Consider the following 25,520-nt stretch of genomic DNA (forward strand, 5'->3'; position numbering starts at 1 on the left):
AAGCAGGACGCACTTGCGCCACAATATCATTTTTTGGGACCGTCCGCTTCCGAGGCGGCAGGTTTTTCAGCCTTCTCGTCCGGTACTTCCGCTGGTGCGGGCAGATCACCGCGCACAGCAGGGGGCAGCCCCAGAAGCATCCGCACGATCGTGATCAATTCATCACGCATTTGCAGGCGCGAGGTCACACGATCCAGCATACCATGTTCCAACAGATACTCAGCACGCTGGAAACCTTCGGGCAGTTTTTCACGAATGGTTTGTTCTATCACGCGCGGGCCTGCAAAACAGATCAATGCGTTCGGCTCTGCGATATGCACATCACCCAGCATGGCGTAGCTGGCGGTCACACCGCCGGTCGTGGGGTGGGTCAAAACCACAATGTAAGGCAGGTCGGCTTCCTTGAGCATCTGCACAGCAACCGTGGTGCGCGGCATTTGCATCAGACTCAGGATGCCTTCTTGCATACGGGCACCGCCAGCAGCCGAAAACAGGATCAGCGGGCGCTTCAGCTTTACCGCTTCTTCTGCGGCGGCAATGATTGCATTGCCCACATACATGCCCATCGATCCCCCCATAAAGCTGAAATCCTGCGCGCAGGCCACAACGGGCGTGCGCCCGATCTCACCAGACGCGACAAGCATTGCCTCGGCTTCCTCGGTTTGTTTTTGCGCGGCGCGCAAACGGTCGGGATATTTCTTTTGATCACGGAACTGTAGCGGATCAGGCGTGGGTGCCGGTACTTTTATCTCGTTAAAGATACCACCATCAAACAGCGCCGTAAAACGGTCCCGCGGGCTGATATGCATGTGGTGGCCGCAGTTGGTGCAGACATTCAGATTATCGCTGACCTCGCGGTGGAACAGCATGGTGCCGCATTCATCGCATTTGGTCCAAAGGTTCTCTGGCGTCTCGCGGCGCGAAAAGATCGAATTGATCCGCGGCCGAACGTAGTTGTTGATCCAGTTCATATCGACGCCTCGTTACGTTACGTTTCCCCTCCAAATAAGGGGCTGCGGCGGGAATTGCAATCAGCGCCGCAACGCAAGCCGCGCGGCAAGCCAACTCACGATCATCAGTGCGAAATCCACAGGCAACCAAGCGCGCAACTGTTCGGTGTCTTCCAGACCGAAAGGCGCGTGCCACAGCGCAAGACCGCCCAGACTGTCGGGAAGCGATGTAATCAGCAACGCTGTGACATTATTTAGAAAATGCACCGCTAGCGCAGGGCCGATTGTTCCCGCTCGCGCCGTTAGATCGGCCATCAGCAGACCAAACATTCCCGCCCAAAGCGTGATCATCACCGCATTCTGCCCCGCCTCCGCCGGCTGGTAATGACCAAGTGCAAACAACGCCGACGGCAAAACAATCCACACTAGCGGAGAGCGGAAGCGCGCGCCCAGTTGTTGTTGTAGATAACCACGAAAGAAAATCTCTTCGGCGCTGATCTGCACAAATACGGCGACCAAAGAAAGCGGCAGCAAAACGGCCCATCGCCCAAATCCCAAGTTGGGCACCAACGGCCCGCCCATTCCGTAAGGCGGCAGAACCGTCAGCACAACGCCAAGAATAACAAGCATTCCCGCCACCCGAAAGAATTGTGGCACAGCAAGGATCAGAGGTCCCATCACGCCCAAAGCGGGCCGATTGTGCACCAGCCGCACACCGATAAATACCGCAGTACCGATCAGGCCAAAACTGAACAGCAGAACAAACATCGCAAGTGGTGTGCTGCCTGCAATCAGTTCATCCTGAAAGGTTGGTCGCAAGCGCGAAAATTCGGCAATAATCTGCTGATAGAACAAGGCCATAACGATATAGAGTCCGATCATTACGACGATACCAAGCAGCAGCCGCCAGACTTCGGTCTTGCGGCCAACGGCGGCAGTATGCAGTGCGTGGGCCGGGTAATCGGGCAGTATTCGCATCAACTCTCGTCTCCGAAAGTATCCCGCGGGATTTCTATGCGCGCATCCCTGATGACGCTGGCGGCGCCGGTAAGATTCTCGGAAACCGCTTGCAGAAGGCTTAGCAAAACCGCTTTGTCATTCTCGATCACCGAGCGGAACTGGTCTGCGCCAAACCGCAGGAATCTGCTGTCTTCGAGCGCCGTCAGGTTGGCCTGACGGGGCTGTCTGACGATGACCGCCAGATCGCCGATCACACGACCAGGTTCAATGGTCGCGACATGCTTTTCCTCACCGTCTTTGTTGCGGAACGTAATTTCTGCCTTGCCTGACAGACACAGATAGGTTGCATCGGGGGGTTCACCGGTGCTGAAAATGATTTTGCCTGCAGGCGCATCGTACCATTTCGCCGCAAATGCCAGCAAGCGCTGTGCGCGCGGTTCCAGCGGACCGAATAGTTCACTGCGCTGGATCACCTCCAGCTTGCGGCGCAAATCCTCTGAAACGCCGGCCGTTGTGTCATAACTTTCGGTGCCTTCAACGCCATTCATCCGGCCATGACTGATTTCCACAAACATGTCGTAGCTTTCGATCGCATCAAACCGGTCATCCAGAAAAATCTGGATAGTATCTGGCAAAAGTCTGCTCAGTTGCTCGCGAACGCGGGTCAGGTCGCTGTCCGCAAGGGCCATGTCAAATATCAGAATATCGGGGCGTTTGATTGCGGCACGGGTAAAGGAAAACCGCTCGAGGATGGTCGTAGGCAAGTTGGCCCCGCCGATCGCGGTAGGCACATCAAAAACATTCGCCGCAACGGCACTTCGCAAGTCATGCGCGCGCAAAACATCCGACACAGCGTCAACAACCAAATCTGCCTGCAATCCCGCCACGGCGGAGATGCGGCCATAGATCAGGTTTTCCAGCAATGTCAGGCGTGGCAAATAATTGTCAGGCGTAATGGGAATGAACATATCAGACGCAAGCTCGCGCAGTTGCGCGCCACGTGTACGTCTCAACTTCAGGATTTCATCTTTGAAACTATCGGGAAATGCTGGCCCGATCTGTTCGGCCGTGAGCGCAAAAGGAACTGTCAGCAACAGCGAAAACTCCAATTCGCTGAGCGCGCCGTCCCCGCGTGTCCGGCGGCGGGTGGCAATGTCGACAAGACGTTCATAGAGGTCATCTTCGATGCCGAGCGCCGTAAACAGAGGATGATTAGTGCCATCCATGCCGAATGTCTGGTGCAACGTTTCCACCAGCGTCTGCGAGATAGCGATGGCCTGCTCTGCAAGCCCCTGTTCTGCGATTATGGAAAGGAAGGCTTTTTCATTTGCCAGCCCCTCTTGGGTGATATCACGGCTGGGCGAGGCAAACAGAATGTTGCTGCCCAGCGCAACAGCCGGATTGAACGTTTCAGGATCAAAGCGGTACACGGCACCATCGAGATTGCGTTCTTTTAGTGTGGCGTGAACTTCGTCGCGCAAACTGACGATCTTTCGGACCAGTTCGGGTTGTTTATCGGCATCCACACGCGCACCCAAAATACCCCTGATGATCCCCTCATCGGTGTTCAGGACCCGGCTCAACTCGAACCACCATGCGTGCACGTCTTCCAGACTTTCCAGATCAGCCAGCGCCGGGTCAAGCCAGTCGGCTTTCAGGCTGTCCAGACTATTACCCGCGCGGCGTGCCTCGATGCCGACGCGGTCACGATGCTGCGGATCCCACAGAACAGTTTTGGGGGAGGTGCGCAAAGACATCAAAAGGTTGTCACCGATTGTACCATGGAAAAGATAGGGCTGCGCGGAGACATACCCGATACGCGCCGCAATCACAGCCTGATGCACCGAGGCAATATCTATTCCTCCCATCGTGACGGTCCCGCGCGTGGGCAACAGCTCGCGAGTCAGTAGTTCGGCGATGGCGCGCCGTTCTGACTGCGATGAGGTTTTTATCGCAACCTGTGCGCCCTTCGGGATCGTCAGCGACAGATCATTCAACACCGCAGCGCCATCACTGTTGCGCACAACGATATTTTGCAGACTGATCTCGCCCTTCAGGTGCGGAATTTCATCAGGTGTACCCTCGAATAACGCCTCGTCGATGACACCGGCGGGTTCAAACCGCTCTGTCACCACGTCCCAGCGCAACGCCATATCCTGTGTCTGGTTATAATAAGCCAACAGCTCTTTCCACGGGCTGCTCAGGTCTTTGTACGCCGCCAGAGCCGCGACCAGCGCACCGACGGTGATATCACCCTGAATGGCCAATATGCCGCCCACCAGATAGAAAAAGAACGGGGTGAGCTGTGTGATGAAGTTGTTGAGGAACTTCATAAAGAATTTCTTTTGGTAGATTTTGAAGCGTATGTCGAAAAGGCGGCCCAACCTGTCAGTGAACCCCGCCAGACGGAACCGCCAGCCGCCGTTGGTGCGCAGATCGGTGATGCCTGCGGCTGTTTCGCCAATTTCAGCAGACAACACACGCACTTCCTTGATGCGATCCTTGTTCAGCAAGTTAATCTGTCGCTGCAACATCGGGATAACATAAGCCTGCAACGGGATCAGCGCGACACCGGCCAACCCGAACCAGAACGATTGCAAAAACAGAAAGAACACGATGATCAGCATCTGCCCTGCCTGAAAAACCGGCTGGGCCAGAAAATCACCCATCAGACCACCCATCGGTTCGGCCTCGGAGGTGACCATGCTCACCAGTTCGCCCTGTGATGTGTCCTGAAAGTAGCGTTTGGGAAACCGCATCATGCGTGCGATAAGACTGTACCTGAAACGGCGTAGCATCCGCTCTGCGACCACACCTTTCATGGTGTTCAGGCGCATTTTTATCAGGCCGTGTGCCAGCACCGCCGCGAGATATGCAACACACAGAACCGTCAGAAACTGTATCTGGCTCAGCTCATACCCGAAAACGTCTATGACCCGCGTTTCAGAACCGATGGCATCGTTGATGATCCTCTTGGGCAATTCAAGTGTTGCGTACAAAAACGGAAACGTCAGAATCGTAACCGCCAGCAAGACAAGCTGCTCGCGTTTGGAGTGCTTCCAGATAAAGGCAAACAGGCTGCTATCCATGGACATGACTTTCTCTGGAAAATACTGGGGGCAAACTATGCGTGCGGGCGCGCCATTACAATGCAGGGAAGCCCGCAAATGCTTGCAGCAGCCCCATTGCACCATTATGCCTTTGGCAAAGAATTCCTCAGGAGAGCGCCCAGATGTCCACTAACGCCCGTTTCGACAAATCAAAACTGCCCAGCCGTCACGTTACCGAAGGACCGGCGCGTGCGCCCCACCGCTCGTATTATTATGCGATGGGCATGACCGAAGAGGAAATTCACCAGCCGCTGGTTGGTGTTGCAACCTGCTGGAACGAAGCGGCCCCGTGTAACATCGCGCTGAACCGTCAGGCGCAATCTGTAAAGGTCGGCGTTGCCGCCGAACAGGGGACACCGCGCGAATTTACCACCATCACCGTTACAGACGGTATTGCGATGGGTCATGAGGGGATGCGCTCTTCGCTCGCCTCGCGTGAAGCGATTGCAGACACGGTCGAACTTACGATGCGCGGCCACTGCTATGACGCTATTGTGGGCCTTGCAGGGTGTGACAAATCCCTGCCCGGTATGATGATGGCGATGATCCGCCTCAACGTGCCTTCGGTATTTATGTACGGCGGATCAATCCTGCCGGGCAAGGCGCCCAAAGGTGCTGACGTGCCTGCGGATTTTGCGAACCGCGATCTAACAGTGCAAGACATGTTCGAGGCCGTCGGCAATTGGCAAAGCGGCACAATGTCCGAAGCAGCGCTGGATGTGCTTGAGCGGGTGGCCTGCCCATCGGCCGGTGCGTGCGGTGGCCAGTTCACCGCTAATACCATGGCCTGTGTCTCCGAGGCGATCGGCCTTGCGTTGCCCAACTCATCCGGTGCGCCTGCCCCATACGAGAGCCGTGACGAATACGCGATTGCATCCGGTAAGGCCGTTATGAACCTCATCGAAAAGAACATTCGCGCACGCGATATCTGCACACGTCAGGCATTTGAAAACGCGGCGCGAATCGTCGCTTGCACAGGCGGTTCGACCAACGCGGGTCTGCACTTGCCTGCGATGGCGCATGAAGCGGGGATTGATTTCTTCCTTGAAGATGTCTGCGAGATCTTCCGCGACACACCATACTTTGTCGACATGAAGCCGGGCGGCGCTTATGTGGCTAAAGACCTCTATGAGGCTGGCGGCGTGCCTGTGGTAATGCAGGAACTGCGCAAGGCGGGTCTGCTGCACGAAGATTGCCTGACCGTGACCGGCTATTCCATGGGCGAAGAACTGGACAAACTAACGCGAGAAGCTGACGGAAAGGTGATTCACACCGTTGCTAACCCGATCAGCAAGACCGGTGGTGTTGTAGGTCTGAAAGGCAACCTCGCCCCTGAAGGCGCCATCGTGAAAATCGCAGGCATGGACGAGGAAGACATCGTCTTTACGGGCCCTGCATTGGTGTTTGAATGTGAACAGGACGCCTTTGAAGCGGTACAAAACCGCTCGTATTCTGAAGGGGACGTGTTTGTCATCCGTAACGAGGGGCCACGCGGCGGTCCGGGGATGCGCGAAATGCTGGCCACCACTGCCGCGCTGTCTGGTCAGGGCATGGGAAAGAAAGTTGCGCTCATCACCGATGGCCGCTTTTCCGGTGCCACACGCGGATTCTGCGTCGGCCATGTTGGACCGGAGGCCGCAATGGGCGGGCCTATCGGCTTGTTGAAAAACGGCGATATGATTACCCTCAACGCAGTCACCGGCTCCATTTCGGTTGATCTGACGGACGAGGAATTGGAAACACGCAAGGCTGCGTGGGAGGGCCCGCGCGAAACGCTCTATGGTTCCGGTGCACTGTGGAAATATGCGCAATTGGTCGGCCCTACCTATCTGGGGGCGGTGACCCATCCGGGCGGCAAGAAAGAGCGCCATGACTACATGGACCTCTAAACCGCTTGCAGCGCTCGGCATCGCAGTTTTGCTGAGCGCTTGCGATGCGGCGACGACGGGAGGCGGCCTGCTGGACAACCTGAAGCCGCCATCCGACGCGGCGCTGCCGCCTGCTCCGCTCACCCAAGCGTTGATGATGCGGGGCAAGGTCACACTGGTGCCACCCACGGGGTTTTGTATTGATCCCGAAAGCCTGAGCCAGAGTTTTGCCCTCATGGCGCGATGCGATACGCTTGGCGCGGCGACTGGTGGCGCGGGTGCACCTCTTGGCATGATGACGGTAAGTTTCGCGAGAAATACAAAGAATATACCGCTTCCGAGCGCCCAAGAAATTGCGACCGCCTCCGGTCTGGGGCCGCCCCTGGATGTGCGAAATCAAGACACAAGCGTTGTTTTCAAGACAACGGGTAAAGCGCCGGTCCCCGATCTGGCTGCCGCGCACTGGCGTTCTGTTGCCCAAGTCGGCGGTTTTTTCATGGGCGCCGCGTTATACGGCCCCGAAGGCAGACGCGCAGTTTCAACCGAAGGTGCAAGTTTTCTGCAAGAAATGATCAAACGCACTGCCGACAAAACCACAACGGGATAATCCACCTCCATGCTTGCGTGATGGTGCGCAGACATGGCATCTTGTCGAAAATGCACAGGCGTTCAGCAAGAGCTCAGTTTGGGGACCCATAAAGATGCAGGAAGCAGCAAGGCAGATATAATGGCCAAATTAGGCGGAAACCTACTGGATACGGCGTTTTACAGCCGGACAATTGCGAAATGGGCACGCAACGCGCGGATGGCGCGCTCTGCCGATTTGGTGTCGCTGCGCCGCCAGCGTTTGCGCGCCCGCCAGCTTAAGGCACATCTAGACAGTTTGATTCACGTCGCTGACGAACGGTTGTCTTTGCCGCTGGAGGGATCGACCAGCTTTCCCAAACCGCACAACGCCGATTGGGCGTGGCGACCCGAATTGTGGCGCGGGCCTCTGCCCACTCCGGGCCTGTCGGCGGCGCAAACCCGATCTATGCTGGGCAGTGAGGTAACGCTGTTTCACGATTGCGAGTTTTCCGAACTGACATTGCGCCAGTTGCGCAACCTGCGCGCCGAAGATCTGGCGCCTTACGGCCTGCGCATGGACGTTTTTCAATTCGACGGATCATTTCTGTCATTGGTTATTGATCTGCCCGAGGGTGGTGTTGACGGGTTGAAGCGCACGCATCTGATCCGCATGGACGCTATCATCGAAATGGAAAAACCGATCGAGATTTTCGCCCGTCTGAATATCAAGAATGGTCCCAACACCGAGCAGATTGTACGCGAGGTCGACCTGACCCAAGATCAGACGGTTGTAGAGTTTGATTTGGCCTACTCAAACCTGAATGAACGGCGGGTTGAGGGGGCATGGGTTGACCTGATATTTGAAGGGCCGGAAATGAATCAGGTTGTTCTGCGTGATCTGACATTCTCGCGGCGGCCACGCGCACAGATTTAGGACAAACGATTTAGCACCCTGAACGGGTGACGGAGGATGCGATGACCAACCTTGTGTTGACCAAGACCCAAATGCGACAAGGCGTTTGGGAAGGGCTACTGACAGGCGCGACAGACGGCGCGCTGCCCAAACTTGACGTGACCCATCAAGGCACACAGGTTCCCGATGTTTCGGTCACCGCGCTGGAGGATAAAAAGGGCCACGCCGTCAAAATCCCCATCCCGCCCGAAGCTGTCGCAGACGGGCTGCAAACGCTGTTGATCGCGGATGCCGCAACCGATGAGCAATTGGGCGCGATTACGCTAATGGCGGGTGAAGCATTGGGCGACGATTTGCGTGTCGAGGTTGATCTGCTGCGCGCAGAACTGGATATGCTGAAACGCGCGTTTCGCCGTCACTGCCTCGAAACAGGGTAAATCCACAAATTGTGTATGCGCCGCATCCCTAACCTGACCGGTACTGGAAAAGCCCCAGCGTGCTTCATCAGTTTTGCGCAAACGATAAAGGGCCGCCCCTGAAATAGAGCGGCCCCGATCAAACCGAAATTGCGGTTTGTTTACTTTTTCGACCCAAGCGCTGACAGACCTTTAAGAATGTCGATGGCATAGGCCAGTTGATAATCCTCGATCCGCAATTCAGCGGCTTTTTCGGCCTGTTCGCGGTCGGCTTTGATCTGGTTGATCTCGTCCTCGGTCAGGCTGTCATTGTTCAGGCTGCCCCGCAGGTCCGCTTCCGAGCGGGAACGGCGCATTGTTGTTTCCTCGTCGTCTTCCTCCTCGGCGCGGCGCGGCGGCTGGGCAACGATGATATCAGGTGACACACCAAGCGACTGGATCGAGCGGCCCGATGGCGTGTAATAGCGCGCGGTAGTCAGGCGCATGGCCCCTTCGCTGCGCAACGGCATGACCGTCTGGACCGATCCCTTGCCAAAGCTCTTGGTGCCGATAACAATTGCGCGACGATGATCCTGCAACGCGCCCGCAACAATTTCTGAGGCAGAGGCAGAGCCGCCGTTAATCAGGACCACAATCGGTTTACCCTCAGCCAGATCACCCGCTTTTGCATTGAAGCGATCTCCGTCAGAGACTTCGCGCCCACGTGTGCTGACGATCTCGCCTTCGTTTAGGAAGGCGTCGGACACTTTGATGGCCTGCGTCAGCAAGCCGCCCGGATTGTTACGCAGATCGATGACGAATCCGTTGATCGCGTCCATTCCACCAGCCGCTTCTACCTTTTCGGCCAGTTGTTCGGCCATTTTGGGGTAGGTTTGATCGTTGAATGTGCTGAGGCGTAGCACAACGCTGTCGCCTTCAGTGCGCGAGCGCACGACTGTAAGTTCGATGGTGTCGCGGATGATGGATACATCAAAGGGTTCAATTTCGCCTTCGCGCACTACTGTGATCACGATTTCGGAACCGACAGGCCCGCGCATCAGATCAACCGCTTCGTCCAGTACCAGCCCCAGCAGGCTTTCGCCGTTTACATGCGTTATGAAATCACCTGCTTCGATGCCCGCTTCGTCCGCCGGGGTGCCATCAATCGGCGAAACTACTTTGACAAAACCGTCTTCTTGCGTGACTTCGATGCCAAGACCACCAAATTCTCCGCGGGTCTGTTCACGCATCTTGGCCGCGTCTTTGGGCGACAGATAGCTGGAGTGCGGATCAAGGGATGTCAGCATGCCGTTGATCGCCGCTTCGATCAGCTCGGATGAGTCCACTTCTTCGACATACTGCGCACGAATGCGCTCGAAAATATCACCAAAGAGGTCCAGTTGCTCGTACACATTGTTCGTTTTTGCCGCCTCCTGCGCCAGCAGGGGGGCTGCGATCTGGGTTGTGGCGATCACACCGAGGATCGTACCACCAGCGGCGGCCATCAAAAACTTCTTCATTTACCTATCCATCCTTGTCGGTTCTGAACCAAGATGCGGGATCTTGGGGAACATTGTCCTGTCTGACTTCTATATAGAGCGTTTCTGTGCGGGTAGCGCCAGTGCCATCACCATCTGTTGACAATTCGCCGCTGGTTTCCGCCCCGCCCATCAGGCCAATGGGTGTGCCAGCGGCAATCACCTGACCGATTTCGCCGTACACCGTATCGATACCTGCAAGTACAAATAGGGTATCTGCGCGCGGTTCCAATATCATTACGTTGCCAAAGTCCAACAGCGGCCCCTGATAGCGGATTGTCGCAGCCGTTGGTGAGGTAACGATCGCACGCGCGCGCGTGGCCAACAACAGGCCGGGGCGCTGGATGCCTGCGGCATCTGCTTCGTTCATGCCGCGCAAAACAACGCTTTGCACCGGAAGCGGCAGATCGCCGATCTGGCCATCGATGTTTACCGGCGTCTGAACATTCAGGTCTTCATCGGTCACAATCTGCGAAAGGCCCGATGCAAACCCGTCCAGCGTTTCGGTAGAGGCAATCAGGATCGCGGTTGAAACGGGGTCTTCGGTAAAACGTTTGGGCAGATCGGTCCGCTCGGCCATGGCCTGATTAAGCGCCGCACGGGCCGCTTGCACAGCAGTGAGGCTGGTACGCAGGCGGGCTTCGGCATCTGTTTGCAAGGTGCGCAGGGTTTGCACATCTTCCAGATCACGGCGCAACTGGTCCGCGCGCTGGTTCAGCGCCGGTGTCAATTCGGCCAGCAAGAGGCCTGCGCGTGCGGTTCCCATCGGCCCGTCGGGATGCAACAGCGCTTTCGGGGTGTCTGTACCGATGCTTTGCAAAACGGCCAGAAGTTGCCCGACCTCGCTGTCGCGCGCATCCAGTCGCGCGGCAAGCTGGGCTTCGCGGATGGCCGCCTGCCGCAGCCCTGTCCGCATTGCCGCGAGGCCTGTTTCAAATGCTTGGATAGTTCCGGTCAGCGCGCGCACACGGTCGCGCGCACCTTCTGCCGCATCCAGTTGCGTTGTCGCATCTTCCAGCATTTCAACGGCTGCGCGCGCCTGTTGGGCAGCGTTCCCTTGTGCTGTGAGCGGTGTGGCAAGCACCAGAAAAAGAAAGGCGGCGCGAAGGATCATGTGAGCAGGCTTTCGCCCGTCATTTCATCGGGCTGGTCCAGCCCCATCAGCGCCAGAACTGTCGGCGCAAGATCAGCCAGCCGACCCGCGCGCAGGCCAGCACCATCCGGCCCACCCACCACAATAACCGGCACGGGATTAAGCGTATGGGCTGTGTGCGCGCCCCCTGTCACAGGGTCGATCATCATCTCGCAATTTCCGTGATCTGCGGTGACGATCATCGCGCCGCCAACTCTCTCCAAGGCGTCCAGCGCACGGCCCAACCCCGCATCAACCGCTTCACAAGCAGCGATTGCCGCATCCAGATCACCGGTGTGCCCGACCATGTCGGGGTTGGCAAAGTTGACGACAATCAAATCATACCGCGCTTCAATGGCTTTAACGAGTTGATCGGTCACCTGCGCGCAAGACATCTCGGGCTGTAAATCATAGGTCGCAACCTTAGGCGAAAGCGGCATAAAGCGTTCCTCGCCCTGCTCCGGTTCCTCTGCACCGCCGTTGAGGAAAAAGGTTACGTGCGGGTACTTCTCTGTTTCGGCAAGGCGGAACTGGCGCAAACCTTTGGCCGCAACCCACGCGCCCAAAGTGTTCACGATTTCCATTTTCGGATACATCGTAGTCATGTAAAATGTGTGGGCCGTGGAATACGCGGCCATTCCCATGACGGCCGCCCAATCCTTGCGCGTGCCTCGATCAAAACTATCAAAATCGGGCGCGGCCAGTGCTGCCATGACCTCGCGCGCGCGATCTGCGCGGAAATTGAGACAGAAAAATCCGTCACCATCCTGCGCGCCAGCGTAATCCCCTATCACACAGGGTTTTATAAACTCGTCATCGATGTTTTCCGCGTAGGAAGCTTGCACCGCGGCAATCGCACTGTCGGCGGGCACGCCTTCGCCTTGGGCAATGGCGTTGTAGGCCAGTTGCACCCGATCCCAACGGTTGTCACGGTCCAGCGCGTAATAGCGCCCCGTAAGTGTGACGATGCGAACGCCTTCGGGCAGCGCGCTTTCCAGATCCGCCAGATCAGCAAGCGCGGATCGCGGGGCGACATCACGCCCGTCCGCCAGCGCATGGATCACCACCGGTATGCCAGCAGCATCCAGCGCATGAACTGCCGCGATCATATGCGCGATATGCCCGTGTACCCCGCCCCGGGATACAAGCCCCATCAGATGCGCTGTGCCGCCTGCGCGCTTCATCACCGATATAAATTCGACCATCGGCGGATGCGTGGCAAACCGACCTTCCTCAATCGCCAGATCAATCTGGCCAAGGTCCATCGCAACAACGCGCCCCGCGCCGATATTTGTGTGGCCCACTTCCGAATTGCCCATCTGCCCACGCGGCAGGCCGACATCGGGGCCAAACGTGGTTAGCGTTGCTGAAGGATACTGCGCTATCAGTCTGTCCATGTTCGGGGTCGCTGCAAGATGCGGCGCGTTCCCTTCGGGTGTCGCCCCGATTCCCCAACCATCAAGAATACAAAGCACAACAGGTTTGGGCGACGACATGGGTACAGGCTCCGGCTTAGATAACAGCGTTAGGGCCTTGTACCTACAGCGCAGCAGGACGTGAACCACTTTATCTGCGCATATACCCACCGAATGAAGGAAAAGCGGAAAAATGCCTCCAAGGCTGCCGGCCGGACCGGCGGAGTGTTGTGAACCATGCGCGGAGCACGTGCCGGAATATGACACTCTGCTTGCCAAGGAGTGGTCCCTTCGGCGCCCTTGCCTGATGCAGTACAACTCACCTTGGAGCTTCAAAGCGACTAGTAAGTAATCTGACCGTTCTGATCATTTTTCAATGATCCCTTGATGCCAATGATCATTGCGCCGAGGCAATTATTTTTGATGCAGCTTTGACAGGGAGTTCTCGGATAACGGGATATATGATTGATTAACTTATGGAATACCCCATTTGGGATACGGTGCGTGCTATTATATCGCGGCGGCAACTGAACCGGTAAATTCGGCACCCCCTTGCCCGTGCGACATCCATTAGCCATAACAGCACAAACCGAACTGCCACGTATAAAGGGCCAGCCATGACCGTGAACGCACCTGAAACCCGCATCGTCAATACACACCGCGTGGCCTGCGATGGCGGCGGTACCGCGTCGGGACACCCCCGTGTATGGCTGCAAATCCCCGCCGACAAAGGCTGGGTCGAATGTGGCTATTGCGATTGCAAATTCATCCACGAGGACTTTGAAGGCAAGGTCTGAACTTTCTACCGGCCTGATCAGCGGATCGCCTCTGGCGAGCCGGCCTTTGGCGTGGCAAAAGGAAAGTCACCGCAAAAAGGGAGCGCAGAGACATGGCATTTGGCAAAGGTCACCACCTACATCTGATTGACGGCTCTGCGTTTATCTTCCGTGCCTATCACGCACTGCCGCCGCTGACCCGCAAATCCGACGGGCTGCCCATTGGGGCGGTGTCGGGCTTTTGCAACATGCTGCAACGCTATGTTGAAGGAAACGCAGGCGGTGACGTCACGCATGTTGCGGTGATCTTCGACAAGGGCAGCCATACGTTTCGCAATGAAATGTACGACCAGTACAAAGCCAACCGCGAGGCGATGCCCGAAGATTTGCGCCCTCAGATCCCGCTAACGCGCGAAGCGACCGTCGCCTTCAACATCGCCTGCGAAGAAATGGAAGGCTATGAGGCTGACGACATTATCGCAACGCTGGCTGTTCAGGCACGTGAAGCTGGTGGGCGCTGCACCATTATCAGTTCCGACAAGGATATGATGCAACTGGTCGGCGATGGTGTGGAAATGTTTGATGCCATGAAAAACAACACGATCGACCGCGAAGGCGTGCACGCAAAGTTCGGCGTGTATCCCGAACGGGTGGTGGATGTGCAGGCGCTCGCCGGTGATTCGGTTGACAATGTACCGGGCGCACCAGGCATCGGGATCAAAACCGCGGCTTTGCTGATCAACGAATACGGCGATCTGGACGCCCTGCTTGAGCGCGCCTCTGAAATCAAACAACCCAAACGTCGCCAGACCCTGATCGATCATGCCGAGCAAATCCGCCTGTCGCGGCGTCTGGTTCTGCTGGATGATAAAACTCCGCTCAAATTCACGCTGGATGATCTGGAAGTCCGCGAGCCCGACCCTGAAAAGCTGTTGAAATTTCTGGCTGAGATGGAGTTTCGAACGCTTACAAAACGCATTGCAGAAGCCCTGAAGGTAGAGGCCCCCGCCATTCCGGACCCCGCGCCAAGCGCCGATGCGCCCGAGATCGAAGCGGTGCCCTTTGACAAGGCGATTTACACGATGGTCAGCGACAGGGCAGCCCTACAAACGTGGTTGGACAGGATTTACGAGCGCGGCTATGTGGCGGTGGATACCGAAACAACGGGTCTGGATGACATGACCGCTGATCTGGTCGGCATCAGCCTGTGTGTAGAGGCGGGCGAGGCCTGTTACATTCCGCTGATCCACAAGGCGAACCGCGGCAATGATCTGTTCGGCTCGGATGATCTGGCCGAGGGGCAAATGCCGCTGGACGAGGCGCTGGAGATGCTCAAGCCGATGCTGTGCGATCCCGCGATCCTGAAAATCGGGCAGAATATGAAATATGATGCCAAGATTTTTGCGCAACTCGACATCGCTGTGACACCGTTCGACGACACGATGTTGATGTCCTATGCCATGCACGCTGGCATCCACGGACATGGCATGGATACGCTCTCGGAACGGTATCTGAACCACACGCCGATACCGATCAAGCCGCTGCTGGGCACCGGAAAATCCGCAATCACCTTTGACAAGGTGCCGCTGGAGGACGCCGTAAAGTACGCATCAGAAGATGCCGATATCACCCTGCGGCTGTGGCAGCACTTCAAACCCGCCCTACACCGCGTGGGAACCACCCGCGTCTATGAAACGATGGAACGCCCCTTGATGCCGGTCCTGATGCAGATGGAACGGCACGGCGTCAAAGTTGACCGTGACACGCTCAGCCGGATGTCGAACGCGTTTTCGCAGAAGATGGCAGGGCTGGAGGCGGAAATTCACGAACTTGCCGGGCGTTCGTTCAATGTGGGATCGCCCAAGCAACTGGGTGAAATCCTGTTTGATGAAATGGGCCTTGGGGGCGGCAAAAAAGGTAAGACCGGCGCGTATGCAACCGGCGTGGATGTTCTTGAGGATCTGGCGACCGAACATGAATTGCCCGCCCGTGTGCTGGACTGGCGGCAACTGTCCAAGCTGAAATCAACCTATACAGACGCGCTGCAAACCCACATCAACCCCGACACGGGCCGCGTTCATACATCCTATTCGATCACGGGTGCCTCTACAGGGCGGCTGTCGTCAACTGATCCCAATCTGCAAAACATTCCGATCCGAAGCGAGGAAGGTCGCCGCATCCGCGAAGCGTTCATCGCCGACGAAGGCAAAACGCTGGTGGCGCTGGATTATTCACAGATCGAATTGCGGCTGCTGGCGCATATCGCCGATCTGCCCGCACTAAAGCAGGCGTTTGCCGATGGTCTGGACATTCACGCCATGACCGCATCCGAAATGTTCAACGTGCCGCTGGCTGAAATGACACCCGATATCCGCCGACAGGCCAAAGCGATCAACTTTGGCGTGATCTACGGCATCTCCGGTTTTGGTCTTGCGCGCAATCTGCGCATCCCGCGTGCAGAGGCGCAGGGGTTCATCGACCGTTACTTCGAACGCTTCCCTGGTATCCGTACCTACATGGATGACACCAAGGCATTCGCCAAAGAGCACGGATATGTCCAGACCCTGTTCGGCCGCAAGATTCACACGCCCGAGATCGGCTCGAAAGGTCCGCGTGCAGGGTTTGCCGCGCGTGCAGCCATCAATGCACCAATTCAGGGCACCGCCGCCGATGTGATCCGGCGTGCGATGATCCGTATGCCGGACGCGATTGCCGACTTGCCTGCTAAAATGCTGTTGCAAGTACACGATGAACTGCTGTTCGAGGTCGATAAGGGCGCAGAGGATGCGTTGATCGAGGCCGCGCGCAACATCATGGAAAACGCCTCTGATCCGGTGGTAAAACTGGACGTAAAACTGAGCGTCGAAGCAGGGATCGGCAGCAATTGGGCGCAAGCACACTAAGGAGACATTGGTGAATCCTGTTCTCTATTCCTTTCGCCGCTGCCCCTACGCCATGCGCGCACGACTGGCATTGCAGGTATCCGGCTGCCGCGTTGAACTGCGCGAGGTTGTCTTGCGCGACAAGCCGGATGCGTTTCTGGCGGTTTCCCCTTCGGCAACGGTTCCGTGTCTGGTAGATCAGTCAACCGTGATAGACGAAAGCCTTGATATCATGCGCTGGGCCTTACAGCAGAACGACCCGAAAGGGTGGCTGGACATGCCCGAGGCGGGCGAAAACTGGATCACACGCGCGGACGGGCCGTTTAAACACGCGCTGGACCGCACAAAATACGCCATCCGATATCCTGATGAGGACGCCGCAACACATCGCGCGGCGGCAAGTGATTTTCTGACTGAACTGGATGCCGTATTAAATCCGTGGCTGTTTGAAAAACCGTCACTTGCCGATTTTGCGATCCTGCCCTTCGTCCGCCAGTTTGCCTATATAGACAAGCCGTGGTTTGACGAACAGCCTTGGCCGAACGTTCAACTCTGGCTTGATACCTTTCTGGAATCACCTGAATTCGCAACCATCATGCACAAATATCCGCAATGGAAACCGCACGACCCGTCTGTGTATTTTCCCAATTAGGAAATCAGCCAGCGGTATCAGGTGCCGCCACAATCCGCGCCACAATCCGGCGCGTTACAGGCGCGACGAGCAAAACTGTCGGGAAAGCCACCGCCCAACTGAAAATCCATGACGCCATCCAGGCGCTGACGAATGTATCACCGGCATCAATCACACGAAACGTGGCGATGGCAGACACCATGCAAGACATCAGTCCAGACAGGATAAAGCCAAACAATACGGGGGCAAATCGAGCGGGGATCATAATAATTTCATCCGGTTAGATATAGGTGACCTCAGGTGCCGGAAGTGTTCTCTTCACTGACATAGAGGTCATAACCCTCTAACATTAAAGCTGCAATCTGCTCCCGACACCCTGCGACATCGCAGCTCAATACGGGCGCATCCTTAGATAAAATTGTCCTGCTGTGACCTTAACGGGTGGCTCCCGCCTGTACCAACATCGCTGTCAGTTCAGGATCATCCATCGCATCAGAATAATCCAGAACACTCCTGCCGCTGTTGTCCCGTATCGCAGGGTCGGCACCGGCATCCAGCAACGCCACGATAAAGTTGAACGGATCATCAGGACCACCATCAAGCAGATGCGCCATAAGCGGCGTGCGCCCTTCAAAATCAAGCAGGTTTACATCACCGCCTGCCGCCACGGCGGCGGGAATAAACTCGGGATCAACGATCAGGTGCATCAGGCCAAAACCCTCATCGTTTTGGGCATTAATATCCGCACCGGCTTGTTGCAACAGCTTCAGCTTTTGCCGGAAACCGCCGTAATCAAGCATGTGAATGGCATAGAAGCCGTATTTGTCACTGGCTTGCGCCAGTTCCGGCTGCTGATTTAACGCCTGCGCAACCTCTGCCACCTCACCCAGCTGGACCATCTTGAAGAAATCGTCGGTAGATATCTCCTGTGCGCTCGCTGGCGTCACTGATAGCCCAATAGCGGCAACCAGAAGGGCGATTATCCGCCTGAATGCAGCCACACTTCTCTTCCTATTCTTTAGGCAGGTCTTTTGACGGGATGATGCCAAAGAACGCACCGCCCGACCAGACACCGAACCAGTCGTCATGATGTAAGCCGAGTTCAACAAGCCGATAAAAACTCTTGCGATCAATCAGCGCCTCAAGGTTGCGGCGGACACGCACATAGGGCGACGGCTCTCCGGTTTCGTCATCGCGCACAAACCGCAGGGGCGCGTCCGGTCCGGCAACGGTGACATCATCCAGATTGGTGGTGAAGGTCAGGCGCTGGTCCCTCCCCTCCCCCGACACTTCGAAATCAACTGCGACAAAAGGCGCGTCATCTACGCGAATGCCCACCTTTTCGACAGGCGTCACAAGGAAGAATTTATCGTCTTCGCGGATCAGAATCGACGCGAACAGTTTGACCAATCCGGGCCGTCCGATGGGGGTTCCTTCATAAAACCATGTACCGTCACGGCGGATTTCCATGTCTATGTCACCGCAAAACGGGGGATTCCATTTCTCAACCGGCGGTAAACCGCGTGATTTGGATGCTTTGATAGACGCCGCGAGGCTTTCGGCGGACGGAGTCACAGCTTTTTGTCCAGTCATTGCTTTTACCATTCCCTTAGTTCGAGATACACTTACATGGTAACAATATAACCTGCACAGCGGAGAAGTCATGACCCAAGCGGACACACAGGCGGCCAAAGACCTTGCGGCGGAAGATATGGTCGATCAGATCGAAGCCTTGGGCGAGAAGCTGGGCGAGGCGCGCAAATCCATCATGGCGCGGTTTATCGGGCAGGAGCGCGTTGTCGAACTGACACTCACCGCGTTGCTGTGCGGTGGGCACGGCCTATTGGTGGGCCTGCCGGGTCTGGGCAAAACGCGCTTGGTTGAAACGCTGGGTACAGTGATGGGTCTGGATGGCAAGCGGGTACAGTTCACGCCCGATCTGATGCCTGCCGATATACTCGGCTCCGAGGTGTTGGACACCGATGCCGGCGGCACACGCAGTTTCCGCTTTATTGAAGGGCCGATTTTCTGTCAGCTTTTGATGGCGGACGAGATCAACCGCGCATCACCGCGCACACAATCCGCGCTGTTACAGGCGATGCAGGAAAAAACAGTCACTGTTGCAGGACAAAACCGCTCGCTTGGGTCACCGTTTCATGTTCTGGCGACGCAGAACCCGATCGAGCAGGAAGGCACCTATCCCCTGCCGGAAGCGCAGCTTGACCGCTTTCTGGTCCAGATTGACATCGCCTATCCCGATCGCGCAACCGAGCGTGACATCCTGATTGCCACCACAGGCGAGGCAGAGGCGCAATCCGTTGGGGTGTTCACCGCCGGAGAGTTACTGGATGCGCAGCGGCTTTTGCGCCGGATGCCCGTTGGCGAAAGCGTTGTGGAGATGATCCTTGATCTGGTACGCGCCTTCCGCCCCGAAGAAGACGGGGTAAGTGCACGCGTCAGGGAAACAGTATCGTGGGGCCCGGGACCACGTGCCGCGCAGGCATTGATGCTGGCCGTTCGTGCGCGTGCATTGTTGCAGGGCCGCCTGGCCCCGTCTGCCGAGGATGTGATTGATATGGCGCGGCCCGTACTGACCCACCGCATGGCGCTGAATTTCGCCGCCCGTGCGCGCGGCGACAGCCTGACCAACTTGATCGACGAAACAGCCGCTGCGCTTGCCAAACCGAAAGCCGCAGTAGCGTGAGCGATCCCCTCTCCCTTCGCGCAAAGTCAGAGGCAGAAGCAGTCGCCCTGCCTGCCCTGCTGGCCCGTGCCGAGCAGTTGGCCGGTGCCGTTCTGCTAGGCGCACATGGCCGACGCCGTGCAGGGGCGGGGGATGATTTCTGGCAATACCGTCCGGCGCAAATCGGGGACAGCCGCCGTGCGATTGACTATCGCCGCTCGGCCATGGGCGATACCGAGTTCGTGCGCGAACGGGAATGGCAGATCGCGCAGTCGGTGATGTTGTGGGTGGATCAGGGAGCCTCCATGCGCTTTGCCTCATCAGAGGCGGTGCCTCAAAAAATCGAGCGTGCGCGTGTGTTGGCGCTGGCCGTTGCGATCCTTCTCAATCGTGGGGGAGAGCGCGTGGGGCTAACCGGAACCGAATTACCACCACGTGCGGGACGTCCGCAGATTATGGCGCTCGCCGCGCTGTTGTGCCGCGATGACAATGCCGATTACGCCCCCCCTGAACACCGTGCCATGATCCCCCATGCGCGCGCTGTTTTCATATCGGATTTCATGGGCGATATCGATGGGGTTCGCACAGCACTGACCAAAGCCGCCGATCGCGGGGTTCGGGGTGTTCTGTATCACGTGCTTGACCCCTTCGAAGAGGCGTTTCCCTTTACCGGTCGCACGATTTTTGAATCCATGGGCGGCACGCTCAGCCACGAGACATTGAAAGCCAACGATCTGAAAGAGCGCTATCTGGCGCGGCTGGCCGAACGTAAGGCAGAACTGCAATCGCTATGCGCCCTCACCGGATGGCACTATGGTCTCCACCACACAGACAGCACGGCGCAGGCGGGCTTGCTTTGGCTCTATACCGCGCTTGATGCAAAAGCGGTGGCCGCATGATGGTTCTGGGTGGCATCGGGTTTACCACCCCTTGGTTATTGCTTGCTTTGGCCGCTTTGCCGATCCTCTGGCTGCTGCTGCGCGCTGTGCCGCCTGCGCCTGTCAAACGCCGCTTTCCCGGTGTGGCACTGCTGCTGGGCCTCAAAGATGACGAGACTGTGTCTGATCGCACGCCTTGGTGGCTGTTACTGCTGCGGATGCTGGCGGTGGCGGCAATTATCATCGGGCTTGCGGGGCCGGTCATGAACCCCGAAACAGAGCAGGCGGATGGCAACGGACCGCTACTGTTTGTGCTGGATGGATCATGGGCCGGTGCGACCCGCTGGCCACAACAACAAGAGGCGATCGAGGCACAACTCACCCGCGCCAGCCGCCTTGGCCGGACGGTCGGGTTTTTGACACTGACACAACCCGAACCGCCTGTTTTCCAATCCGCAGACGCATGGCGCAACAGGCTGGCAGGAATCAAACCCGCCCCGTGGCAACCAAGCCCCGCCATGCTGGACAGTGCACGTGAAGCGCTTGGCGATGCGGGGAACTTCGATACACTCTGGTTTAGTGACACTCTGGAATATGAAGGCCGCGATGACCTGCTGGATGCACTGCAACAGCGTGGTTCGGTCGAAGCCTATCAAACAGCCCTGAACGTAATGGCCATTCGCCCCGCCACATATGAGGATGGTGCGGTACAGTTACGTATCGTGCGTGCCACTGCCGGACCTGAACGCAGTGTGACGATACAAGCACAAGGTCGTGATCCCGCCGGCAATGGCCGTATTCTAACCACCGCAAACGCTACGTTTGAAGAGGGCGCGACGGAGGGTCAGACAGCCATTGTTCTGCCGTCGGAACTGCGCGCGCGGATAACGCGGTTTGATATTGTCGGCCAGCGCTCTGCCGGTGCCAGCACGCTGAGCGACGATGGTTTGCGGCGGCGCGAGGTTGCGTTGATCTCGGCACGTGAAAACCGCGAGGGGCTGGAGCTGCTGTCCCCCTTGCACTACATCGAACAGGCTCTGGCCCCCACTGCCGATCTGATCAACGGCGCGTTGGGTGATGTGCTGCCTGCCAATCCTGATGTGATCGTCCTTGCCGATGTTGCCACCCTGTCCGAGGCCGAGGCAGCCCCCCTAACCGAATGGATCGAAGGGGGCGGCATGTTGGTGCGGTTTGCAGGTCCACGCATCGCGGCAAGTGATATTTCACGCATTGACGAAGACCCCCTGATGCCCGTTCGTTTGCGTGCAGGTGGGCGAAGTGTAGGCGGCGCAATGAGTTGGGGAGAGCCCAAAGCGCTGTCGCCCTTCACCAACGGCTCACCGTTCTTCGGGCTTATTATCCCCGATGATGTCACCGTAAGCGCGCAGGTTGTCGCACAGCCCGACCCGACGCTCGCCGAGCGGGTGATTGCATCGCTCAGCGATGGTACGCCACTGGTGACACGCAAGACTGTCGGACAAGGCCAGATCGTACTGTTTCACGTCACCGCAACTGCGGAATGGTCCACCCTGCCCCTGTCGGGGCTGTTTGTTGAAATGCTGGAGCGGTTGGCCGTATCCTCCTCTGCGGCAAGTGCGACAACCGCTGCGTTGGAAGGTACCACATGGATACCGCGCCGATTGATGGACGGATTTGGCACGCTGGTGGATGCAGGCAAACTCGCCGGCGTTGACGGGCCGCAACTGGTCGAAGCGCCGACCGGCCCTGCGGTGCCACCGGGGTTGTATACGTCGGGCGACCGGACGCTGGCGCGCAACGTGCTGACCGCTGAAACAGAGCTGGGCCTTGCAGAGTGGCCGTCCGATGTGCCTGTGCGCGGATTTTCCGTTGCGCCGGAGCAGCCCGTAGCAGGCTGGTTCCTGAGCCTTTCGATCCTGTTGCTGTTAGCGGATGTGGTTGTGTCCCTGTCCCTGTCCGGCCGCCTGTTGAGCCGCAGTAATACCGCTGGTATCGCAATTGGCGCATTGTTGATGATTACACCACCCGCAGATGCCCAGACGGCAGAGGAAGAATTTGCGCTGGCGGCGACAGCAGAACTGGTGTTGGGCCATGTGATCACGGGTGATGCAGAGGTTGACGAAATCGCTCTCGCCGGCCTCACCGGTCTGAGCGATACGCTGTTCTTCCGCACCTCGGTAGAGCCGTCGAACCCGCTGAGCGTGAACCTTGAAACCGACGAACTGGCGTTTTTCCCGATCCTGTACTGGCCCGTGACGCCCGCACAGCCGACCCCGTCGAGCGAGGCTTATGCCAAACTGAACACCTATCTACGCTCTGGGGGGATGATCCTGTTTGACACGCGCGACGCCAATACGGCCAGCTTCGGCGCGTCCAGTCCCAATGGCCGTAAACTGCAAGAGCTGGCCGCGCCCCTTGACATCCCCGCGTTAGAGCCGATTCCGAGCGACCATGTGATCACCCGCACCTTCTATCTGCTTCAGGATTTTCCGGGCCGTCATGCAGGCCGCGATGTCTGGGTCGAGGCGGCGGACCCGAATGCCAAACAGATCGAAGGGATGCCATTTCGTGACCTGAACGATGGCGTGACCCCTGTTGTGATTGGCGGCAATGACTGGGCAGCGGCGTGGGCTGTGAACTCCGGCGGTGGGCCCATGCTGCCTGTCGGGCGTGGCTACAGCGGCGAGCGGCAGCGCGAAATCGCTTACCGTTTCGGCATCAATCTGGTGATGCATGTGCTTACAGGAAACTACAAATCTGATCAGGTCCATGTGCCTGCGCTTTTGGACAGGTTGGGCCAATGACATCCAGCATCGTATTTGATCCGCTTGTTCCATGGCCCTTACTCGTCATGGTTGCCGTGATTGCCGGTCTTGGAGTGCTTTTGGCGCTGGTGCGCGGGTTGCGCGGCTGGGCGCTGCGCGGCTTGGCGGGGCTGGTGGTGCTGGCGGCCCTTTCCGGTCCGTCCTATCAACAGGAAGACCGCGCACCGCTGAGCGATATCGTTTTGATGCTGGAAGACGAAAGCGCCAGTCAGCGCCTTGGCGCGCGCGCCCTGCAGACATCCGATGCCGCCGATGCCATGGCCGCCCACATCACCGCACGGCCCAACACCGAATTGCGGCGGATCACCATTCCCGACGGACAAGGTGACGCCGGAACGCAGATGATGACGGCTCTCTCGGAAGCTCTGGCCGAAGAGCCGCGCGCGCGGGTTGCGGGCATTGTCGCCGTAACGGATGGCCGTGTGCATGACGCCGACTTGCCCGTCGATCTGCCCGCACCTTTTCACGTTCTTTTAAGTGGTGAAGCGACAGATTGGGACCGCCGCCTGAGCGTTCTGGGCGCGCCTGCATTTGCCATTATAGGCGAACCTGTGGTCCTGACCTTGCGCATTGATGATCTTGGCGCGGCCCCTGCCAGCGAGGGTTTTGCCGAGCTTGATATCTCTATTGACGCAGACGCGCCGCAGCGGTTCCGTGTGCCAATTGGCGAAGACCTTGAGCTGCCCGTCACACTGCCGCACGGCGGTCGCAACGTGATCCGATTTTCCCTGCCCGAGGCCGAGGGCGAGCTGACCGACCGTAACAATTCCGCCGTGATCCAGATGAACGGCGTGCGCGACCGCCTGCGGGTGCTGCTGGTCAGCGGCCAACCCCACGCGGGCGGACGCACATGGCGCAACCTTTTGAAATCGGACAGCTCGGTTGATCTTGTACATTTCACCATTCTACGACCACCGGAAAAACAGGACGGCGTCCCGGTGTCGGAACTGTCGCTGATCGCGTTTCCCACGCGCGAATTGTTCATGGAGAAAATAGACGATTTCGATCTGATCATTTTTGACCGCTACAAACGGCGGGGTATTTTGCCTGCGCTCTATCTGGAAAACATCGCGAATTACGTGCGCAAGGGCGGTGCCGTTCTGGTATCCGCAGGGCCGGATTTTGCGAGCGCCGAAAGCCTCTATCGCACACCGTTGGGCGCAGTGCTGCCAGCGAACCCCACTGCGCGCGTGTTGGATGAACCCTATCTGCCGGTTGTATCCGATCTGGGGGATCGTCATCCGGTCACGTCCGGCCTACCGCAAAACGGCGAATGGGGCCGCTGGCTGCGACAGATTGATGTGACCACGACCTCCGGCAACGTCGTGATGACAGGTATTGAAGACCGCCCCCTGCTGATCCTTGATCGTGTGGACGAAGGGCGCGTGGCGCTGCTCGCCTCAGATCATGCGTGGTTGTGGAACCGTGGCTATGAAGGCGGCGGGCCACAATTGGAACTGCTGCGCCGTCTGGCGCACTGGATGATGGGGGAGCCGGAACTGGAAGAAGAGGCACTGACCGCCACAGCCGAGGGCCAGACCATGCGGATTGAACGACGCACCCTGAGTGAGGATGTGCCGCCACTGACCATCACCGGCCCTGATGGAACAGTCACCGAATTGCCCCTGTCACCCGCAGGACCGGGCCGGTTCGAAACGGTTTTCGACGGGCCGCAGATCGGCCTTTACCGTCTGGAAAACGGCGAGCAGGTGAGTGTCATCGGTCTTGGCCCCTCGGCCCCGCGTGAGTTTGTAGAAACAATTGCAGACCCATCCGCGTTAGAGCCTGTTTTGAACGCTTTGCGAGGCGGGGTAACCCGTATCGAAGACGGGTTGCCGCGCTTGCGTAACGTGCGCGCAGGGCGTCCCGCAGCGGGGCGGGGATGGATCGGGCTTACCCCCCGTGCGGCCTATGAAACCCGTGATGTGCGCCAAACGCCGATACTGCCGGCATGGCTTGTCCTTTTGCTGAGTGCGGGATTGATCACTGCGGCATGGCTGCGCGAAGGGCGCAGATAG

General features: G+C 57.9%; 20 protein-coding genes. 11 read left to right on the forward strand and 9 right to left on the reverse strand.

All coding sequences use genetic code 11. The features are described 5' to 3' along the window. Positions 1-26: 26 nt before the first annotated feature. The 3 genes from accD to OS189_RS05130 are packed head-to-tail and all read right to left on the reverse strand — an operon-like array spanning position 27 to position 4,999. A complete protein-coding gene (gene accD / locus OS189_RS05120) occupies positions 27-971 on the reverse strand; it encodes an acetyl-CoA carboxylase, carboxyltransferase subunit beta (RefSeq protein WP_267166212.1) in 945 nt (314 codons plus the stop codon). A 60-nt stretch (positions 972-1,031) separates the two neighbouring features. Next, the gene (locus OS189_RS05125) at positions 1,032-1,928 is read right to left on the reverse strand and encodes a CPBP family intramembrane glutamic endopeptidase (protein ID WP_267166213.1); all 897 of its coding nucleotides are present in this window, start codon (positions 1,926-1,928) and stop codon (positions 1,032-1,034) included. Beyond that, a complete protein-coding gene (locus OS189_RS05130) occupies positions 1,928-4,999 on the reverse strand; it encodes an ABC transporter transmembrane domain-containing protein (protein ID WP_267166214.1) in 3,072 nt (1,023 codons plus the stop codon). The genes OS189_RS05125 and OS189_RS05130 overlap by 1 nt, the downstream gene beginning before the upstream one ends. Before the next feature lie 143 nt (positions 5,000-5,142). Here OS189_RS05130 and ilvD point away from each other — a divergent pair, with 143 nt between their 5' ends. The 4 genes from ilvD to OS189_RS05150 all read left to right on the forward strand — a co-directional run bounded on the left by ilvD (position 5,143) and on the right by OS189_RS05150 (position 8,805). Further along, complete coding sequence (ilvD, locus tag OS189_RS05135; RefSeq protein WP_267166215.1) at positions 5,143-6,909, forward strand: dihydroxy-acid dehydratase; 1,767 nt, start codon at positions 5,143-5,145, stop codon at positions 6,907-6,909. Then, the gene (locus OS189_RS05140; RefSeq protein WP_267166216.1) at positions 6,890-7,495 is read left to right on the forward strand and encodes a hypothetical protein; all 606 of its coding nucleotides are present in this window, start codon (positions 6,890-6,892) and stop codon (positions 7,493-7,495) included. Before ilvD ends, OS189_RS05140 begins: the two co-directional genes overlap by 20 nt. A gap of 120 nt (positions 7,496-7,615) precedes the next feature. Further along, on the forward strand, positions 7,616-8,389 hold the full coding sequence (locus OS189_RS05145; RefSeq protein WP_267166217.1) for a DUF6478 family protein: 774 nt from the start codon (positions 7,616-7,618) through the stop codon (positions 8,387-8,389). A gap of 41 nt (positions 8,390-8,430) precedes the next feature. Next, entirely contained in the window at positions 8,431-8,805 is a 375-nt protein-coding gene (locus OS189_RS05150; protein ID WP_267166218.1) for a hypothetical protein, read from the forward strand. A gap of 140 nt (positions 8,806-8,945) precedes the next feature. Here OS189_RS05150 and OS189_RS05155 read toward each other — a convergent pair whose 3' ends face one another. From OS189_RS05155 to gpmI, 3 genes are read right to left on the reverse strand one after another with little or no spacing between them, the layout of a single operon-like run. Next, on the reverse strand, positions 8,946-10,283 hold the full coding sequence (locus OS189_RS05155; protein ID WP_267166219.1) for a S41 family peptidase: 1,338 nt from the start codon (positions 10,281-10,283) through the stop codon (positions 8,946-8,948). 4 nt (positions 10,284-10,287) lie between these two features. Beyond that, positions 10,288-11,415, reverse strand: coding sequence for a murein hydrolase activator EnvC family protein (locus OS189_RS05160; RefSeq protein ID WP_267166220.1), 1,128 nt, complete (start codon positions 11,413-11,415; stop codon positions 10,288-10,290). Beyond that, positions 11,412-12,929, reverse strand: a complete 1,518-nt coding sequence (gpmI, locus tag OS189_RS05165; protein ID WP_267166221.1) for a 2,3-bisphosphoglycerate-independent phosphoglycerate mutase — start codon at positions 12,927-12,929, stop codon at positions 11,412-11,414. Before gpmI ends, OS189_RS05160 begins: the two co-directional genes overlap by 4 nt. A gap of 536 nt (positions 12,930-13,465) precedes the next feature. Here gpmI and OS189_RS05170 point away from each other — a divergent pair. The 3 genes from OS189_RS05170 to OS189_RS05180 all read left to right on the forward strand — a co-directional run bounded on the left by OS189_RS05170 (position 13,466) and on the right by OS189_RS05180 (position 17,158). Then, positions 13,466-13,645, forward strand: coding sequence for a zinc-finger domain-containing protein (locus OS189_RS05170; protein ID WP_267166222.1), 180 nt, complete (start codon positions 13,466-13,468; stop codon positions 13,643-13,645). A gap of 92 nt (positions 13,646-13,737) precedes the next feature. Next, entirely contained in the window at positions 13,738-16,527 is a 2,790-nt protein-coding gene (polA, locus tag OS189_RS05175; protein ID WP_267166223.1) for a DNA polymerase I, read from the forward strand. A gap of 10 nt (positions 16,528-16,537) precedes the next feature. Beyond that, a complete protein-coding gene (locus tag OS189_RS05180) occupies positions 16,538-17,158 on the forward strand; it encodes a glutathione S-transferase (RefSeq protein WP_267166224.1) in 621 nt (206 codons plus the stop codon). A gap of 4 nt (positions 17,159-17,162) precedes the next feature. Here the strand turns inward: OS189_RS05180 and OS189_RS05185 are convergent, their stop codons facing one another. The 3 genes from OS189_RS05185 to OS189_RS05195 all read right to left on the reverse strand — a co-directional run bounded on the left by OS189_RS05185 (position 17,163) and on the right by OS189_RS05195 (position 18,730). Further along, the gene (locus tag OS189_RS05185; RefSeq protein ID WP_267166225.1) at positions 17,163-17,402 is read right to left on the reverse strand and encodes a DUF2798 domain-containing protein; all 240 of its coding nucleotides are present in this window, start codon (positions 17,400-17,402) and stop codon (positions 17,163-17,165) included. A 169-nt stretch (positions 17,403-17,571) separates the two neighbouring features. After that, positions 17,572-18,138 (reverse strand): ankyrin repeat domain-containing protein, encoded by a 567-nt coding sequence (locus tag OS189_RS05190; protein ID WP_267166226.1) that lies wholly within the window; start codon positions 18,136-18,138, stop codon positions 17,572-17,574. Positions 18,139-18,148: 10 nt separating this feature from the next. Further along, the gene (locus tag OS189_RS05195; protein WP_267166227.1) at positions 18,149-18,730 is read right to left on the reverse strand and encodes a DUF1285 domain-containing protein; all 582 of its coding nucleotides are present in this window, start codon (positions 18,728-18,730) and stop codon (positions 18,149-18,151) included. Between the two features lie 70 nt (positions 18,731-18,800). Here OS189_RS05195 and OS189_RS05200 point away from each other — a divergent pair, with 70 nt between their 5' ends. From OS189_RS05200 to OS189_RS05215, 4 genes are read left to right on the forward strand one after another with little or no spacing between them, the layout of a single operon-like run. Further along, the gene (locus tag OS189_RS05200) at positions 18,801-19,841 is read left to right on the forward strand and encodes an AAA family ATPase (RefSeq protein WP_267166228.1); all 1,041 of its coding nucleotides are present in this window, start codon (positions 18,801-18,803) and stop codon (positions 19,839-19,841) included. Beyond that, a complete protein-coding gene (locus tag OS189_RS05205; RefSeq protein ID WP_267166229.1) occupies positions 19,838-20,719 on the forward strand; it encodes a DUF58 domain-containing protein in 882 nt (293 codons plus the stop codon). Before OS189_RS05200 ends, OS189_RS05205 begins: the two co-directional genes overlap by 4 nt. After that, positions 20,716-23,481, forward strand: a complete 2,766-nt coding sequence (locus tag OS189_RS05210; protein ID WP_267166230.1) for a DUF4159 domain-containing protein — start codon at positions 20,716-20,718, stop codon at positions 23,479-23,481. Before OS189_RS05205 ends, OS189_RS05210 begins: the two co-directional genes overlap by 4 nt. Continuing rightward, positions 23,478-25,520 (forward strand): hypothetical protein, encoded by a 2,043-nt coding sequence (locus OS189_RS05215; protein ID WP_267166231.1) that lies wholly within the window; start codon positions 23,478-23,480, stop codon positions 25,518-25,520. Before OS189_RS05210 ends, OS189_RS05215 begins: the two co-directional genes overlap by 4 nt.

This window comes from Sulfitobacter sp. F26169L, assembly GCF_026410285.1.
Taxonomy (GTDB): Bacteria; Pseudomonadota; Alphaproteobacteria; order Rhodobacterales; family Rhodobacteraceae; genus Sulfitobacter.